This is a genomic window from Janthinobacterium sp. GMG2, from assembly GCF_033949445.1.
Classification (GTDB): Bacteria; Pseudomonadota; Gammaproteobacteria; order Burkholderiales; family Burkholderiaceae_D; genus Janthinobacterium; species Janthinobacterium aestuarii.
The window spans coordinates 205,296-221,233 of record NZ_JAXAWA010000001.1; the positions used below are offsets into that span (position 1 = coordinate 205,296).

Annotated in this window: 14 protein-coding genes; 12 read left to right on the forward strand and 2 right to left on the reverse strand. The window is 63.0% G+C overall.

The genetic code is table 11. The annotated features are described in order from the left end of the window. The first annotated feature begins 18 nt into the window (after nt 1-18). From dnaK to can, 3 genes are all read left to right on the forward strand, one after another. Nucleotides 19-1,962 carry a molecular chaperone DnaK gene (gene dnaK / locus SKZ59_RS00910; RefSeq protein WP_319990546.1) on the forward strand — a complete coding sequence of 648 codons (1,944 nt, stop codon included), beginning with the start codon at nt 19-21 and terminating at the stop codon, nt 1,960-1,962. Nucleotides 1,963-2,122: 160 nt separating this feature from the next. After that, a complete protein-coding gene (gene dnaJ, locus SKZ59_RS00915) occupies nt 2,123-3,256 on the forward strand; it encodes a molecular chaperone DnaJ (protein ID WP_034745985.1) in 1,134 nt (377 codons plus the stop codon). Between the two features lie 136 nt (nt 3,257-3,392). Further along, nucleotides 3,393-4,064 carry a carbonate dehydratase gene (gene can / locus SKZ59_RS00920; protein WP_034788731.1) on the forward strand — a complete coding sequence of 224 codons (672 nt, stop codon included), beginning with the start codon at nt 3,393-3,395 and terminating at the stop codon, nt 4,062-4,064. A gap of 18 nt (nt 4,065-4,082) precedes the next feature. On the opposite strand, the gene SKZ59_RS00925 is transcribed toward can, so the two are convergent. Further along, the gene (locus SKZ59_RS00925) at nt 4,083-4,568 is read right to left on the reverse strand and encodes a sel1 repeat family protein (RefSeq protein ID WP_319990547.1); all 486 of its coding nucleotides are present in this window, start codon (nt 4,566-4,568) and stop codon (nt 4,083-4,085) included. Nucleotides 4,569-4,779: 211 nt separating this feature from the next. On the opposite strand from SKZ59_RS00925, the gene SKZ59_RS00930 reads away from it, so the two are divergent. From SKZ59_RS00930 to SKZ59_RS00945, 4 genes are read left to right on the forward strand one after another with little or no spacing between them, the layout of a single operon-like run. Further along, nucleotides 4,780-5,664: a TauD/TfdA family dioxygenase gene (locus tag SKZ59_RS00930; RefSeq protein ID WP_319990548.1), complete on the forward strand. Its 885-nt coding sequence runs from the start codon at nt 4,780-4,782 to the stop codon at nt 5,662-5,664. Between the two features lie 33 nt (nt 5,665-5,697). Then, the gene (locus tag SKZ59_RS00935) at nt 5,698-6,711 is read left to right on the forward strand and encodes an ABC transporter substrate-binding protein (RefSeq protein ID WP_413774522.1); all 1,014 of its coding nucleotides are present in this window, start codon (nt 5,698-5,700) and stop codon (nt 6,709-6,711) included. A gap of 1 nt (nt 6,712) precedes the next feature. Further along, the gene (locus tag SKZ59_RS00940) at nt 6,713-7,558 is read left to right on the forward strand and encodes an ABC transporter ATP-binding protein (protein WP_319990549.1); all 846 of its coding nucleotides are present in this window, start codon (nt 6,713-6,715) and stop codon (nt 7,556-7,558) included. Continuing rightward, complete coding sequence (locus SKZ59_RS00945) at nt 7,555-8,427, forward strand: ABC transporter permease (protein ID WP_319990550.1); 873 nt, start codon at nt 7,555-7,557, stop codon at nt 8,425-8,427. The genes SKZ59_RS00940 and SKZ59_RS00945 overlap by 4 nt, the downstream gene beginning before the upstream one ends. On the opposite strand, the gene SKZ59_RS00950 is transcribed toward SKZ59_RS00945, so the two are convergent. Beyond that, nucleotides 8,428-9,321, reverse strand: coding sequence for an HTH-type transcriptional regulator ArgP (locus SKZ59_RS00950; RefSeq protein WP_034747696.1), 894 nt, complete (start codon nt 9,319-9,321; stop codon nt 8,428-8,430). Nucleotides 9,322-9,457: 136 nt separating this feature from the next. Between SKZ59_RS00950 and SKZ59_RS00955 the strand changes: the two genes are divergently transcribed. The 5 genes from SKZ59_RS00955 to SKZ59_RS00975 all read left to right on the forward strand — a co-directional run bounded on the left by SKZ59_RS00955 (nt 9,458) and on the right by SKZ59_RS00975 (nt 15,935). Next, nucleotides 9,458-11,887 carry a PBP1A family penicillin-binding protein gene (locus tag SKZ59_RS00955; RefSeq protein WP_319990551.1) on the forward strand — a complete coding sequence of 810 codons (2,430 nt, stop codon included), beginning with the start codon at nt 9,458-9,460 and terminating at the stop codon, nt 11,885-11,887. 4 nt (nt 11,888-11,891) lie between these two features. Beyond that, the gene (locus SKZ59_RS00960; protein ID WP_034746006.1) at nt 11,892-12,515 is read left to right on the forward strand and encodes a trimeric intracellular cation channel family protein; all 624 of its coding nucleotides are present in this window, start codon (nt 11,892-11,894) and stop codon (nt 12,513-12,515) included. Nucleotides 12,516-12,611: 96 nt separating this feature from the next. Beyond that, the gene (locus tag SKZ59_RS00965; protein ID WP_319990552.1) at nt 12,612-14,498 is read left to right on the forward strand and encodes a beta-propeller domain-containing protein; all 1,887 of its coding nucleotides are present in this window, start codon (nt 12,612-12,614) and stop codon (nt 14,496-14,498) included. A 49-nt stretch (nt 14,499-14,547) separates the two neighbouring features. Further along, nucleotides 14,548-15,114 carry a sigma-70 family RNA polymerase sigma factor gene (locus SKZ59_RS00970; protein WP_319990553.1) on the forward strand — a complete coding sequence of 189 codons (567 nt, stop codon included), beginning with the start codon at nt 14,548-14,550 and terminating at the stop codon, nt 15,112-15,114. After that, complete coding sequence (locus SKZ59_RS00975; protein ID WP_319990554.1) at nt 15,111-15,935, forward strand: hypothetical protein; 825 nt, start codon at nt 15,111-15,113, stop codon at nt 15,933-15,935. Before SKZ59_RS00970 ends, SKZ59_RS00975 begins: the two co-directional genes overlap by 4 nt. Nucleotides 15,936-15,938: the final 3 nt, after the last annotated feature.

Consider the following 15,938-nt stretch of genomic DNA (forward strand, 5'->3'; position numbering starts at 1 on the left):
AATAAAAGGAAATAAATCATGGGTAGAATTATCGGTATCGATCTGGGAACCACGAATTCCTGCGTTTCCATCATGGAAAACGGTCAACCAAAGGTAATCGAAAACGCTGAAGGCGCACGCACGACGCCGTCGATTATTGCTTATCAAGAAGATGGCGAAATTCTCGTCGGCGCGCCAGCGAAACGCCAGGCCGTGACCAATCCGAAAAACACGCTGTACGCAGTCAAGCGTCTGATCGGTCGCAAGTTCGACGAAAAAGAAGTTCAAAAAGACATCGCGCTGATGCCGTACCAGATCATGAAAGCCGACAACGGCGATGCATGGATCGGCGTACGCGACAAAAAACTGGCGCCGCCGCAAATTTCGGCTGAAGTCCTGCGCAAGATGAAGAAAACGGCAGAAGACTACCTCGGTGAAGAAGTCACCGAAGCCGTCATCACCGTGCCTGCGTACTTCAACGACTCGCAGCGTCAAGCCACCAAGGATGCCGGCCGTATCGCTGGCCTGGACGTCAAGCGCATCATCAACGAGCCAACCGCGGCAGCGCTGGCGTTCGGCCTGGACAAGACCGAAAAAGGCGACCGTAAAATCGCCGTGTACGACTTGGGTGGCGGTACGTTCGACGTGTCGATCATCGAAATCGCGGATGTTGATGGCGAGAAACAATTTGAAGTGCTGTCGACCAACGGTGACACCTTCCTGGGCGGCGAAGACTTCGACCAGCGCGTCATCGATTACATCATCGACGAGTTCAAGAAGATCAACGGCATCGACCTGAAAAAAGATCCGATCGCCCTGCAGCGCATCAAGGCTTCGGCCGAGCGCGCGAAGATCGAATTGTCGTCGTCGCAGCAAACCGAAATCAACGAGCCGTACATCGCCATGGCGAACGGCGCGCCGGTCCACTTGAACCTGAAGATGACCCGCGCCAAGCTGGAATCGCTGGTGGAAGAGCTGATCACGGCCACGATGGAACCATGCCGCATTGCTATCAAAGATGCAGGCGTGAAAGTGTCGGACATCGATGACATCATCCTGGTCGGCGGTATGACCCGTATGCCGAAGGTGCAGGAAAAAGTGAAGGAATTCTTCGGCAAGGATCCACGCAAGGACGTGAACCCGGACGAAGCCGTCGCCGTGGGCGCAGCGATTCAAGGTTCGGTCCTGTCGGGCGAACGCAAGGACTTGCTGTTGCTGGACGTTACTCCTCTGTCCCTGGGTATCGAAACCCTGGGCGGCGTGATGACCAAGATGATCCACAAAAACACGACGATTCCGACCAAGTTCAGCCAAGTGTTCTCGACGGCCGACGACAACCAGCCTGCGGTGACCATCAAGGTCTTCCAGGGTGAGCGCGAAATCGCTGCCGGCAACAAGGGTCTGGGCGAATTCAATCTGGAAGGCATCCCGCCAGCATCGCGCGGTACGCCACAGATCGAAGTGACCTTCGACATCGACGCCAACGGCATCTTGCATGTCGGCGCGAAAGACAAGGCCACCGGCAAGGAAAACAAGATCACGATCAAGGCCAATTCCGGCTTGACCGAGGCTGAAATCCAGAAGATGGTCAAGGATGCCGAGCTGAACGCGGAAGAAGACAAAAAGGTCAAAGAATTGGCCGAGTCGCGCAACCAGGCCGATGCTCTGGTACACTCGACCCGGAAATCCTTGACCGAATACGGCGACAAGCTGGATGCGGGCGAGAAAGAGAAGATCGAAGCGGCCATCACCGACCTGGAAGCAAGCATCAAGGCGGGCGACAAGGCTGAGATCGACGCCAAGGTGGAAGCACTGTCGAGCGCATCGCAGAAACTGGGCGAAAAAATGTATGCCGACATGCAAGCGCAGCAAGCTGCCGGCGGCGCGGAAGGTGCACAGCAAGCTGCTGGCACATCGGACGCAGGCGCCAAGCAAGACGACGTTGTTGACGCTGACTTCAAAGAAGTCAAAGACAGCAAGTAATGTCTTGCGCTCCCATGAACTGGGGGCAGCCGGGCTGAACGCTACATCGCGGGATTAGCCGCGAAGACCGGCCGAGCCGAGTCGTTGCCCAGTGCAGCACTCGACTCGGCTTTTTCGTGTAATTTTTACATCAGTAGATAGACTGCAAGGTGCCGACAACATGGCAAAGCGTGATTTTTACGAGACACTCGGTGTCGCAAAAAATGCTTCGGAAGAAGAGATCAAAAAGTCTTACCGTAAACTGGCGATGAAATACCATCCGGACCGCAATCCGGATAGCAAGGAATCGGAAGAAAAGTTTAAGGAAGTCAAAGAAGCCTACGAGATGCTGACCAATCCGGAAAAGCGCGATGCGTATGACCGTTATGGTCACGCTGGCGTGGACCCGAACATGGGCGGCGGTGGCGGCTTCGGCGGCGGTGCTGGCGGCTTTGCCGACAGCTTCGGCGATATCTTCGGCGACATCTTTGGCGGTGGCGGTGGACGCAGCCGCAATGCGGGGCCACAGGTATACCGTGGCGCCGACTTGCGCTACAACCTGGAAATTACACTGGAGCAAGCTGCTCACGGCTTCGACACGACCATCCGCGTGCCGAGCTGGGACAAGTGCGACACTTGCCACGGTAGCGGCGCCAAGCCGGGCACGTCGCCAACCACCTGCGGTACCTGCGGTGGCCACGGCCAGGTGCGCATGCAGCAAGGCTTCTTCAGCATCCAGCAAACCTGCCCGAAATGCCATGGCAGCGGCAAGGTCATCACCGACCCGTGCACGCCATGCGGCGGCGCCGGTCGCATCAAGCGCAACAAGACCCTGGAAGTGAAAATTCCAGTCGGTATCGACAACGGCATGCGTATCCGTTCGTCCGGCAACGGCGAACCGGGCACGAATGGCGGTCCGTCGGGCGACCTGTATGTGGAAATCCACATCAAGCCGCACGCCGTGTTCCAGCGCGAAGGCGACGACCTGCATTGCGAAATGCCGATCTCGTTCACCAAGGCAGCTTTGGGCGGCGAAATCGAAGTGCCTACCCTGAACGGCAAAGTGTCGTTCACGATTCCGGAAGGCACCCAGTCGGGCAAAACCTTCCGCCTGAAAGGCAAGGGCATCAAGGGCGTGCGCTCCGGTTACGCGGGCGACCTGTTCTGCCACGTGGCGATCGAAACGCCCGTGAAACTGACGGAAAAACAGAAAGACCTGCTGCGCGACTTTGAAAAGTCGACGACCGAGGGCGGTGCCAAGCACAGTCCGCAAAGCAAGACCTGGAAAGACAAGGTCAAGGATTTTTTTGAATAAGCACACGTAATACCATGCGCCGGGATGCTTCAACATCCCGGCGTTTTTTTCATCACGGCTGAATAATGTGCGCGCATCGCCGGCCTATGGGCGCGATCTGCCGCCAATTCAGTCGTACGTACACAATGGGAGCGATATGACCGAACAGAAAAATGGCCCGGCCCTGGCGGAACTGCTGCAGCGTAACCGCCGCTGGGCCGACTCGATGGTGGCGAAGGACCCGAACTTCTTCAAGAATCTGGAAGCACAAACGTCGCCTGAATACCTGTGGATCGGCTGCTCCGACAGCCGCGTGCCAGCGAATGAACTGCTGGGCATGGCGCCAGGCGACGTGTTTGTACACCGTAATATTGCCAATGTGGTCGTGCATTCCGACCTCAATTGCCTGTCCGTCCTGCAATTTGCCGTGGACGTGCTGAAAGTCAAACATATCATCATCGTCGGCCATTACGGCTGCAAGGGCGTGCATGCTGCCATGACGGGCACGCGCATCGGCCTGGTCGACAACTGGCTGCGCCACGTGCAGGACGTGGGCCAGAAGCACGAGCGCTACCTGGGCGACGTGCTGACGAGCCGCCAGCGCGGCGACCGTCTGTGCGAACTGAACGTGGTCGAACAAGTCTTGAACGTGTGCCAGACCACCGTCGTGCAAGATGCGTGGGAACGTGGCCAGGAACTCAGCGTGCACGGCTGGGTCTATGGCTTGAAGGACGGCTTGCTGAACGACCTGGAAGTGACCGTCACGGCCGGCCACGAACTGGCGCCGCGCATGGCGACGCGCCTGGCCCGCTACGAAGCCATCGCGTAATTGATGCCGGCGCCGTGCCTACGGCGCCGCATTGTCCAGGCGGCTCAGGTAATCGGCCGCCTCCCGCACACCCTCCTGCGCCGCCTGGCGCAGCCAGATTCTGGCCTGGGGAATGTCCTGCGGCGTGCCCCGGCCTTCGGCCAGCGCCACGCCATAGTGGTAGCGCGCCAGCCGCGCGTAGGCGGCGTCATCATTCGTATACGCACCGCGCCGCATCAGCGCCGTCGCCTGTTGCAAGTCCTTGGGCACGCCGATGCCCGTTTCATACAGCTGGGCCAGCCAAATCATCGAATACACATCGTTCCAGCGCCGGATGCAGTCTTCAAAGATGGCGACGGCGGCCGCATGGTCGCCCGTCTTGTCGGCCGCATAGCCGTACAAACACTTGATGCGTTTGTCGCTGTGCACATAGGCTTTGTAGCTGAGATCGCTTTCACCTTCGCTATCCTGCGCGTGGGCGAAAGCAGGGAACAGCAAGGCGAGCAGCAGGGCGTAGGTGGGCATGGCTATCCTGGTCTATGGTTGAGAATTGGTGGGTAAGCAAATTGCATGCTCACCCCATTCCCGGGCAAAGCCCCTGCTGCTGCGCCATTGCGTGACAGTGCCTGTTGCAGCGTGGCGCAACGCGCCGCGCATATCCATATAGTAAATGCTTCGTTTGCAAGGACAGCAGGCCGGCATACAGTGGACTTCCCCAGACTCTTGGCGAACTCCCATGTCGGCCGTCCTGAAATCCGTGCAATCCACTAGCCCTTTCCAGATCGAAACTTTCGATGCGCCCCTGGGCGCGCAAGTGCTGGGTCTGGACCTGGCGCAGCCGCTGTCGCAGGGCGATTTCCAGCGCCTGCACCACGCCCACCTCGATCATCACGTGCTGGTGTTTCGCGACCAGCGCATCACGCCGCAGCAGCAAGTCGATTTCAGCCGCCGCTTCGGCCCGCTGCAAATCCATGTGCTGCGCCAGTTCCAGCTGCCATCGCAGCCGGAAGTGCTGATCATCTCGAATATCGTTGAAAACGGCCAGCCCATCGGCCTCGGGGACGCGGGCCATTTCTGGCACTCGGACTTGTCGTACAAGGAAGTGCCCAGCCTCGGCTCCATGCTGCACGCGCAAGAGTTGCCGGACGAGGGCGGCGATACCGTCTTTGCGAACATGCACCTGGCCTGGGAAAGCTTGCCGGCCGCGCTGCGCCATGCCGTGCGCGGCGCCCGTGCCGAACACAGCTACCTGAGCCAGTACGAGGAATTGCGCCGCCGCAACCCATGGCGGCCCGCGCTGACGCAGGCGCAGATCGATGAAGTCAAACCCGTTACCCATCCCGTCGTGCGCGTGCATCCGGAAACGGGACGCCGCGCCCTGTTTGTCAGCGAGCACTTCACCACGCGCATCGTCGGCTTGCCCGACGATGAAAGCCGCGCCCTGCTCGATGAACTGTTTGCCCACAGCGTACGTCCCGAGCACCTGTATGTGCACCGCTGGCAACCGCACGACCTGGTGTTCTGGGACAACCGTTCCCTGATGCATCTGGCCACCGGTTGCCCGCCCGAGCAGCGCCGTAAGCTGTACCGCACGACGATCGAAGGCGATGCGCCGTACTGATTTTTCCCTGTAAGCCTGACCCAAGGAGTGTCCATGTTGCCGATCTTTACTTTTACCCGCCGCCTGCTTGCCACCATTGCCGTGCTGTGCATGGCCATGCCCATGGCCCGGGCCGAAGGGCAGATCCGCATCGCGGGCCAGCACGGCATCACTTTTCTTTTGCTCAATATCGCGCAGGAACAAAAGCTGATTGAAAAGCATGGCAAGCAGCAGGGCGTTGATGTGAAAGTCGAGTGGATTACCTTGTCCGGCGGCCCGGCCATCAATGATGCTTTGTTGTCCGGCAATATCGATATCGCCGGGGCTGGCCTCGGGCCGCTGTTGACCATCTGGGACCGTACGAAAGGCCGGCAGAACGTGCGCGGCGTGGCGTCCCTGGGCAATTTCCCCTATTACCTGGTCAGCAATAATCCCAAGGTAAAAAGCCTGGCGGACTTGACGGACAAGGACCGCATCGCCTTGCCGGCCGTCTCCGTTTCCGTGCAGGCGCGCATCTTGCAAATGGCCGTGGCGAAACAGTGGGGCGACAAGGAATTTGCCCGCCTCGACAAGATCACGCAAACCCTGCCGCACCCGGATGCGGCCGCAGCCATCATCGCCGGCGGCACGGAGCTCAGCGGCCACTTCGGCAATTCACCATTCCAGGAACAGGAGCTGGCGCAAAACCCGAACGCGCGCATCATCCTGAACTCGTACGACGTGCAGGGCGGACCGAGCTCGTCGACCCTGCTGTATGCGACGGAAAAGTACCGCAAGGACAATCCGAAAACCTACCGCGCCTTCATTGCCGCGCTGGCGGAAGCGGCGCAGTATGCGAGCAGCAATCCGCAAGGTGCGGCCGACATCTACATCAAGGTGAATAAAAGCAAGGTGGACCGCAATCTGCTGCTGAAAATCTTTGCCAACCCGCAAGTGCAATTCAAGATCGCGCCGCAAAACACCTATGGCTTGGCGCAATTCCTGCACCGCGTAAGCGCCATCCGCAACTTGCCCGGCAGCTGGCGCGATTATTTCTTTGACGACCCTGCCATCACACAAGGAGGCTGACATGAACGCACCCGCTTTTCATCTGGTCCGTCCTCCGGTTGCGCTACAGCCCTTGCTCAGCGTCAAGCATGTCAGCCTGGAATACCGCACCGAGCAGCGCACCGTGCGCGCCACGCACGACGTCAGCTTCGACGTGTTTCGGGGAGACCGTTTCGTGCTGCTGGGACCATCGGGCTGCGGCAAGTCGTCACTGCTGAAAGCCGTGGCCGGCTTCATCGCGCCGCGCGCGGGCAGCATCGCCATGCAGGGCCAGCCCATTCATAAACCGGGGCCGGACCGTGTCGTCGTGTTCCAGGAATTCGACCAGTTGCCGCCGTGGAAAACCGTGCTGGAAAACGTCATGTTCCCCTTGCTTGCCAGCAAGCGCCTGGACAAGCAGGCGGCCCGCGAGCGCGCCCATCACTGGATCGCCAAGGTGGGCTTGGCCGGCTTCGAGGACGCCCATCCGCACACCTTGTCGGGCGGTATGAAGCAGCGGGTCGCCATCGCCCGCGCCCTGGCCATGCAGCCGGAAGTACTGCTGATGGACGAGCCGTTCGCCGCCCTCGATGCGCTGACGCGGCGCAAGATGCAGGAAGAACTGAGCCGCCTGTGGGAAGAGCTGCGCTTTACCCTCGTGTTCGTTACGCATTCGATCGAGGAAGCGCTGGTCGTGGGCAACCGCATCCTGCTGCTGTCGCCCCATCCGGGCCGGGTGCGTGCCGAATTGAACAGTCACCAGTTCGGCTTGCACAGCGCGGGCAGTGTGGAATTCCAGGCTGCCAGCAGCCGCATCCACGGCTTGCTGTTCGATGAGGAAGTAGCTCCCGTTCCGCAATCAGTTACCGCGCAGCGGGAAGCCGTATGAGCGCGCTGCTGGAACCACCGATCCGCCAGGAATTCATCTATGCGGCGCCGCCACCAGCCGGCGTCACCGTCGAACGGCCGCTGTCGCGCTGGCAGCGTGTGAGCCAGCACGCGCTGTGGCGCAAGGCGCTCATTTTGCTCAGCCTGGCCCTGCTGTGGGAAGGCGCGGCGCGCTGGACGCAGAACGATTTATTGCTGCCCAGTTTTTTGCAGACGGCGCAGGCGTTTATCGGCGGCATCGCCAGCGGTGAATTGCTCACGCGCACAGCCGCCTCCCTCGTCGTCTTGCTGCAGGGCTATGCGGTGGGCGTGCTGGCCGCCTTCGTGCTGACCTTGCTTGCCGTGTCGAGCCGTATCGGGCGCGACCTGCTGGAAACCCTGACGGCCATGTTGAATCCCTTGCCGGCGATTGCCCTGCTGCCGCTGGCCTTGCTGTGGTTCGGACTGGGGCGCGCCAGCCTGATATTCGTCATCGTCCATTCCGTAATGTGGCCGCTGGCCCTGAACACGTATGCAGGCTTCCAGGGCGTGCCCGAGACTTTGCGCATGGCGGGCCGCAACTATGGCTTGAACGGCTTGCGCCTGGTGCTGCACATCCTCGTGCCGGGTGCTCTGCCTTCCATCGTCTCGGGCTTGAAGATAGGCTGGGCGTTTGCCTGGCGTACCCTGATTGCGGCCGAGCTGGTGTTCGGCACGACGTCGGGGCAGGGCGGCCTGGGCTGGTACATCTTCCAGAACCGCAACGAGCTGTACACGGACAAGGTGTTTGCCGGTCTGGCGGCCGTCATCGTCATCGGCTTGCTGGTGGAAAACATCGGTTTTCGCAGCCTGGAGCGCGTCACCTTGAAACGCTGGGGCATGCAACGATAGTTATTTCAGCATGCTGCGCGCCGCCGCGATGATTTGCCGCGACAACTGCTCCATGCGTGGCGACTGCACCTTCCACGTGTGCCAGTACAGGGCCACGTCGGCCGGGGTCTTGGGCGTGAGCATTTCCACCAGTTCGCCATCCGTGTTCGCTTTCAGCAGCAGTTCGGGCACCATGCCGTAGCCGAGGCCGTAGCGGATGGCGTTGAAGTGCGAGGTGGCGCCCGGCACGTAATGGCAGGGGTAGGCCCCTTCGGGCAGCCCCAGCGCCTCTTGCAGGAACGACGATTGCAAGGTGTCCTTGCGCGTGTAGGCGACGACGGGCGCCGTGCGCGCCGCCTTGCGCGTCAGCCCGTGCGCGAACCACTGCTGGCGGAACGCGGGCGTGGCCACCAGCCAGTAGCGCATCACGCCCAGCGGCTCGGCCGTGCAGCCGCGCATGGGTTTCGGCTCCGTGCTGATGCAGCCGATCGCCATGCCTGTTTCCAGTAAGGTGTACGTGTGGTCCTGGTCTTCCACGGTCAGATCCAGCAGCACGCGCTCGCGTATCAGCACCTCGGACAGGGCGGGGAAAAACCAGGTGCCCATCGAATCGGCGTTCAGCGCCAGCACCAGGGTCAGCGGGGCATCCTGCTGCACCGCCAGTTCCGCCTGCAAGTCCGCTTCCAGCAACTTGGCCCGTTTCAGATACTGCATCAGCCGCTGGCCCATGCGTGTGGCCCGCGCGGGGCGGCTGCGCACGATCAGTGCATTGCCCAACTGGCTTTCCAGTGCCCGCACGCGCTGGGAAATGGCGGGGGAGGTCAGGTGCAGCCGCAGCGCCGCCTGTTCGAAACTGCCCGTTTCGACGACGGCGCGGAATGCTTCCGTATGTTTGGGATTGAGATCCATGGTCATCGCTTGCATAAGAAAAATTTATCAATACTAAATAATACTTACTTTTCATAAGGATGAGTGTGTTGCAGTGCACAATGCCTCTTTGATGGAGTACCGCGCGCCAGCGTGCGGCCTCCTGACAGCAAGGAATCCCACCATGGAAGCACAAGCGAACGACAGCAGCATCCGCAAGCCCCAGTCCAAGCTGGCGCGCAATCTGAAATTCGGCCTGGGATTGACCCTGGGCCTGGGCATGGCCGCCGCGCTGGCGGGCGGCTGGTGGCTGCGCCAGGCGTGGCAGGATTTGCCGGCCGTCGAACACCTGGCCCAGTACAAGCCCGCGCTGCCGCTGCGTATTTTCTCGAGCGAAGGCGAGCTGCTGGCCGAATACGGCGAAGAACGCCGCGAATTTTTGCCCCTCAAGGAAATCCCGCTGCGCATGCGCCAGGCCTTGCTGGCCATCGAGGATGCGCGTTTCTACGAGCATGGCGCCGTCGACTTCTATGGCTTGACGCGCGCCACCTTGGCCAACGTCGTCACGGGCCATCATGCGCAAGGCGCCAGCACCATCACCATGCAGGTGGCGCGCGACTTCTTCCTGTCGCGCGAAAAGACCGTGCAGCGCAAGCTGACGGAGATGCTGCTCGCCTACAAACTGGAGCAGCACTACGGCAAGGACAAGCTGCTGGAACTGTATATGAACCAGATTTATCTGGGCGAGCGTTCCTACGGTTTTTCCGCCGCCTCGAACATTTACTTTGACAAGCCGCTGGCGGACGTCAGCATCGCCGAAGCGGCCATGCTGGCCGGCTTGCCGAAAGCCCCGTCGGCCTACAACCCCGTCGCCAATCCCCAGCGCGCCACCGTGCGCCAGCACTACATCCTGCAGCGCATGCGCGAACTCGGTTACATCACGCCAGCCGAATACGACGCGGCCGTGGCGGAAAAGCTGGCCCTGAACAAGGACCGCAACAGCTCCGTGCATGCGGCCGCATATGCGGTCGAGGAAGCGCGCCAGCTGATCCTGCAAAGCTATCCCGAAGGCGCTTACAGCATGGGCCTGGACGTGACGACCACCATCCGCATGGCGCCGCAACGGGCGGCCGACAAGTCGCTGCGCGATGGGCTATTGAATGCGCAGGCGCGCCGTGGCTACCGTGGCCCGGAAGCGCGCCTGGCCGCCTCCGAAGACAGCGTGGCGCGCCAACTGGCCGCCTACCCGGACAGCGGAGAATTGCGCGCCGCCCTTGTGCGCAAGGTCGATACCGCCGGCAAGCGCCAGTTGACGGCGCAGCTGCGCAATGGCGACGAGATCGTGCTGACGGCCTCGGAAGCGCGCCTGGGCGGCAAGCTGCAGTGGGACGGCAAGCGCGCCATCGCCGAGGGCAGCGTGATCCGCGTGGTGCGCGACGCGGCGAAAAAGGGCTGGCTGGTGAGCCAACTGCCCGAAATGGAAGGCGCGCTCATTTCCGTCGAGGCGCACAGCGGCGAGATCGTCGCCATGGCGGGCGGCTTCGATTTTTACCGCAACCACTACAACCACGCCATGCAGGCCTACCGCCAGCCCGGTTCCAGCTTCAAGCCCTTCGTGTATTCGGCGGCGCTGGAAAAGGGATATTTCCCCGGCACGGCCGTCGACGACACGCAACGCTTGCTGCTGCCGCAGGAAACGGGCGCACGGCCTTGGCGCCCGCGCAATTACGGCAACAACTATGAAGGCTTCATCAGCGTGCGGCGCGGCCTCGTGCGTTCGAAAAACCTGGTGGCCGTGAGCCTGATGCAGGCGGCCGGCCCCGGCTACGTGCAGCACTACGCCACGCGCTTCGGCTTCGAGGGCGCGCGTAATCCCGTGTCCCTGCCTCTGGCGCTGGGCGCGGGCGCCGTCACACCGCTGCAGCTGGCGCAATCGTATGCAGTGTTTGCCAACGGCGGCATGCAGATGCCGCCGAAACTGATCAAGGAAGTGCGCAGCCGCAGCGGAGAAGTGCTGTTCAGCGATGCGGCGCCACGCGCCAAGGATACGCCGGCACCGGGCACGCAAGTGATCTCCACGCGCAATGCCTACGTCATGGATAGCATGCTGCGCGACGTCGTCAAGAGCGGCACGGGCCGCGGTGCGCTGGCGCTGGGGCGTGGCGACGCGGCCGGCAAGACGGGCACGTCGAACAACGCCTACGACGCCTGGTTCGCCGGCTACTCGTCCGGCCTCGTCTCCGTCGTCTGGCTCGGCTACGACCAGCCGAAAAGCCTGGGCAACGCCACGGGGGGGACTTTGGCGCTGCCCGTCTGGCGCGACTACATGCAGGTGGCCGTGCAGGGCCGCCGCGAACAAGTATTGGCCGAACCAGCAGGCCTGGCCCTGCTCGACGGCGATTACGTGTATGCCGAATACCTGGCCGGCGACTGCCTGAAGGATAACTTTGCCTTTATCCACAGCAGCGTCGGCTGCGGCAGCGGCGGTGCGGATACGCGCATGGCGCACGGTGATGCCGGCGATGGCGGCTCGAGCACGGGCACGAATGAAGCGCGCACCCTGAGCGAAGCGCGCGAACGCGAACAAATTCTCAAATCATTTTCGGAAGAGTAAGAGCATGCTGCTATATACGATTTACCTGGTGGCGATCGTCGCCGAAGCGATGTCTGGCGCCATCATGGGCATGCGGCGCGGCATGGACTTGTTCGGCATCTGCATGATCGGCACCGTCACGGCGCTCGGCGGCGGCACCGTGCGCGACGTGCTGCTGGGGCACTATCCGCTGGGCTGGATCGCGCATCCAGAATACCTGCTGTTTACCATCGGCGCGGCCATTGTGACGGCCTTTGTCGCGCGCTACCTGCACCATCTGCGCGCCATCTTCCTGCTGGTCGATGGACTGGGCCTGGTGGCGTTTTGCGTGATCGGCTGCGACATCGCCATGTCGGCCAAGATGCATCCGGCCATCGTCGTGCTGGCGGGGATGATCACGGGTGTCTTCGGCGGCCTGCTGCGCGATATCCTGTGCAACCAGATTCCCCTCGTGCTGCAGCGCGAAGTGTATGCCACCGTGGCGCTGTTCACGGGCAGCCTGTACGTGGGCCTGCTGTACTTCAAGGTCGACAGCTCGGTGGCGCAGCTGGCGTCCATCGGCGCCGGTTTCCTGTTCCGCTTCCTGGCACTGCACTTCGAGTGGCGGCTGCCGAATTTCAATGGCGACCGTATACGGGGTTTTGAGTAAGGTAACAGCCGCGTGAATATTTTCACGCGCCTTTAACCCCTTTTTCTGAGCTGCCGCGTTTCATGTTGGACACCCCAGCCAACCGGAGAAGAAGCGATGTCCAGCGCCCTCAAGATCACATTGACACTGTCCCTGCTGCTGTCGGCAGGCAGCCACGCCGCCGGCACGGCGCCGCGCAAGACCCTGGCGCCGTTCGCCAGCGAGCAGGCCTTGAGCAGCTACCTGCAGCAGTTGCAGGCGCGCCAGGCGGCCCTGCTGCTGCAGCAGCAGAAACTGCAGCGCGCCACGGCGCAGTCCATGTCGGCTCCTCCCGCCCCTCCCGCGCCGATGGCGGCCAAGGCTGCCCCCGCGCCATCGGCAGAAGCGGCGGAATCCGTCACCAATGTGCAGACGGCGGGCGTGGACGAAGGCGGCATCGTCAAACTGCATGGCAAGCACTTGGTGATGCTCAGGCGGGGCAAGTTGTTTACGGTGGCGGTGGGGGGCAATGCCCTGCAGCCCGTGTCCTCGCTCGACGCGTTCGCGCCGGGCAGCGACCCGTCCGGCAGCTGGTATGACGAGATGCTGATCGATGGCGATACGGTCGTGGTGATCGGCTACAGCTACAGCCGTGGCGGCACGGAGATCGGCCTGTTCGATATCGATGCGAACGGCAAGCTGGCCTACCGCTCCACCTATCACTTGCGCTCCAACGATTATTACTCGTCGCGCAATTACGCGAGCCGCCTGGTCGGTGGCAAACTGGTGTTCTATTCGCCCCTGTCGCTGAACTTGCGCCGGGGTGACCCGTTCGGCGGCTTCCCCGCGCTGCGCCGCTGGCGCCCTGACGCCGTGCCGTCCGACTTCAAGCGCATCGCCCCGGCCACGCGCATCTACCGCACCGATGAAGAACCAGAAACGGGCTTCGGCCTGACCCTGCACACGGTCACCGTGTGCGACCTGGCGCAACGCGACATGCGCTGCGAAGCGACGGCCGTGATGGGGCCGCAGGGCCGCGTATTTTATGTGTCGGGCGAATCCGTTTTCGTGTGGACGACGCGGCGCGGCAGTGACTCGGGCGTGTTCCGCATTCCCCTCGATGGCAGCGCGCCCAGCGCCCTGAAGGTGGCCGGCGCGCCCGTCGACCAGTTCTCGTTCCTGGAAAGTGGCGATGGCCACCTGAACGTGCTGCTGCGCGCCGAAGGCCAGGGCGACGCCATGTGGGATGGCGCAAGAGGGCGGGGCGACATGGCCCTGCTGCGCGTGCCATTGGCGTCGTTTTCCGATGGCCGCGACAGCGCGCCCGCCAGCAGCTACAAGCCGCTGCCCGGTGGCGGCGGCTACGGCTTGCAGAACCGCTATGTGGGGTCCTATCTGTTGTACGGTAATCCGGGCAATCCGGGACGCCGCAAGGCGGACCAGGCCTGGCCGCGCCAGCCCCTGTACGCCGTGCGCTGGGCCGATGCGGGCAGCGTGCAAGCCTTGTCCCTGCCGCATGGCGTCGAGCGCATCGAGGCGCTGGGCAATGACGCCGTGGTGATCGGCGCTCAGGGCAGGGATCTGCACTTCAGCACCATCGGCCTGGGGGCGCAGGCGGCGATTGCCACGCGCTACATCCGCGCCGACGCGGCGCAGGGCGAGTCGCGCAGCCACGGCTTTTTCTACAAGCCGCAAGCGGCCGGTGAGGGCGTGATCGGCTTGCCCATCCTGGGCGCGGATGAGCGGCCTGGCCTTAACAAGTCATCCGCCTCCGTGCTCTACTTGCGCAACAGCGGTTTGACATTGACGGAACTGGGCGCGCTGGCCGCGCGGCCGGGCCAGGCGCCGGATGACGGCTGCCGCGCGTCCTGCGTGGACTGGTATGGCAATGCGCGTCCCCTGTTCCTGCAGGGCCGGGTCTTCGCTTTGCTCGGCTATGAATTGGTGGAAGGGGCGCTCAGGGATGGACAGATCCGTGAAGTGCGCCGCATCAGCTATGCGCCCATTGCGTCCCCTGTTCGCTGACGGCGCAGGGAAATTGCCGCTGCCGCGTAGTTCGGCTACACTGGTCCGCATGCCCGACACCCTGATGACCGCGACGGATGAAGACCTGATGCTGCGCTACAGCGCCGGCGACCTGCCGTCGTTTCGCGAACTGTACCGGCGCCACAGCCAGGGCCTGTACCGCTTCGTGGCCTGGCGTTCGCCGCGCCGCGCGTGGGTGGACGAGATCGTGCAGGATGCGTGGGCCAGCCTGCATGCGGCGCGCTCCGGCTACCAGCCGCAGGCGGCGTTCCGCACCTATCTGTACCAGATCGCGCGCAACCGCCTGATCGACCTGCTGCGCCAGCGGGAAGGACAGGAAATCGACGCTGCGGGCGAACTGGCGGACGAGGGCGCGTCGCCGCCGCAATCGCTGGAGCAGAAACAGCAGCATGCGTTGCTGCATGCGGCCATCGCCGCGTTGCCGGCCGAGCAGAAGGAAGCGCTGGTGCTGCAGCAGTTCAGCGGCATGAGCATTCTCGAGATCGCCGTCGTGACGGGGGCGGAAGCGGAAACCGTCAAGAGCCGGCTGCGCTACGCCATGCAGAAATTGCGCGCGGGCTTGGACAGCGCCGCTGGCGCGGGAGGACAGGCATGAATACGCACGATCAAGATAACGACAAACCGAACGACGCACCGATTGACGAGGAGTTGAACGCGCTGCTGGCCAGCCTGCCGCAGCCCGCGCCTTCCAGCGCGCTCGATGCGGCCATTCTGACGGACGCGGAAAAAGCCTTGCAAAAACCGGCGGCCGCGAACGACAGCGCCGATGGCGTGCTGCGCACCTTGCCCGCCAAGAAATCACCGGACTACCTGCAGCGCTGGCGCGTTCCGCTGGGATTGGCCGCAGCCGTGCTGCTGACCGTGAACCTGATCGGCGTGGACTGGTTCGGCTCGAAGCCGGCGCAATTTCCTGTGGTGGGGGAACCGGTCACGCAGGAGGTGGTGCCAGCAGCGGCGCCAGTGCCGCAGGCTGCCGAATCGACCGCAGCTGCGCCAGCGCCGCGCGCCATGGCCAAAATGGCAGCCAAGCCAGCGCCGCCGGCGCCAGCCTCATTTCCCACGCCGCAGGCGGTAGCAGTGGCCCCACCGGCGCCGCCAGCACCGCCGCCGCCACCAGCGCCTGCCACGGCGATGAGTGAGGCGATGGAGCAGCAAGCGGCCATGCAGGCCGAGTCCAGCCTGCAGCGCCAGGCACCCGTGCAGCGCGCGCTGGCCATGCCCGCGCCCGTCGCGGCTCGCTCCGCCCCGCTGCCGCCGCCCGCAAAACTCGACGCTGGCGTGTGGCTGGTGAAGATCGATGCCCTGCTCAAGGCGGGCGAGGACGCACTGGCGCGCGAGGAGTGGACGGCGTTCCGGCAGGCCTATCCCGACTATCCGGTGGCCGAGGAACTGCGGCAGCGGCTGGAAAAAAAGTAGCGG

Excerpts from the sequence above, each read along its gene's own strand:
- SKZ59_RS00960 (WP_034746006.1), top strand. The coding sequence starts at position 11,892 with ATGCTGCTATATACGATTTACCTGGTGGCGATCGTCGCCGAAGCGATG.
- SKZ59_RS00955 (WP_319990551.1), top strand. The coding sequence starts at position 9,458 with ATGGAAGCACAAGCGAACGACAGCAGCATCCGCAAGCCCCAGTCCAAG.
- can (WP_034788731.1), top strand. The coding sequence starts at position 3,393 with ATGACCGAACAGAAAAATGGCCCGGCCCTGGCGGAACTGCTGCAGCGT.
- SKZ59_RS00940 (WP_319990549.1), top strand. The coding sequence starts at position 6,713 with ATGAACGCACCCGCTTTTCATCTGGTCCGTCCTCCGGTTGCGCTACAG.
- SKZ59_RS00945 (WP_319990550.1), top strand. The coding sequence starts at position 7,555 with ATGAGCGCGCTGCTGGAACCACCGATCCGCCAGGAATTCATCTATGCG.
- SKZ59_RS00950 (WP_034747696.1), bottom strand. The coding sequence starts at position 9,321 with ATGACCATGGATCTCAATCCCAAACATACGGAAGCATTCCGCGCCGTC.
- SKZ59_RS00975 (WP_319990554.1), top strand. The coding sequence starts at position 15,111 with ATGAATACGCACGATCAAGATAACGACAAACCGAACGACGCACCGATT.
- SKZ59_RS00930 (WP_319990548.1), top strand. The coding sequence starts at position 4,780 with ATGTCGGCCGTCCTGAAATCCGTGCAATCCACTAGCCCTTTCCAGATC.
- SKZ59_RS00970 (WP_319990553.1), top strand. The coding sequence starts at position 14,548 with ATGCCCGACACCCTGATGACCGCGACGGATGAAGACCTGATGCTGCGC.
- SKZ59_RS00935 (WP_413774522.1), top strand. The coding sequence starts at position 5,698 with ATGTTGCCGATCTTTACTTTTACCCGCCGCCTGCTTGCCACCATTGCC.
- dnaK (WP_319990546.1), top strand. The coding sequence starts at position 19 with ATGGGTAGAATTATCGGTATCGATCTGGGAACCACGAATTCCTGCGTT.
- SKZ59_RS00925 (WP_319990547.1), bottom strand. The coding sequence starts at position 4,568 with ATGCCCACCTACGCCCTGCTGCTCGCCTTGCTGTTCCCTGCTTTCGCC.
- dnaJ (WP_034745985.1), top strand. The coding sequence starts at position 2,123 with ATGGCAAAGCGTGATTTTTACGAGACACTCGGTGTCGCAAAAAATGCT.
- SKZ59_RS00965 (WP_319990552.1), top strand. The coding sequence starts at position 12,612 with ATGTCCAGCGCCCTCAAGATCACATTGACACTGTCCCTGCTGCTGTCG.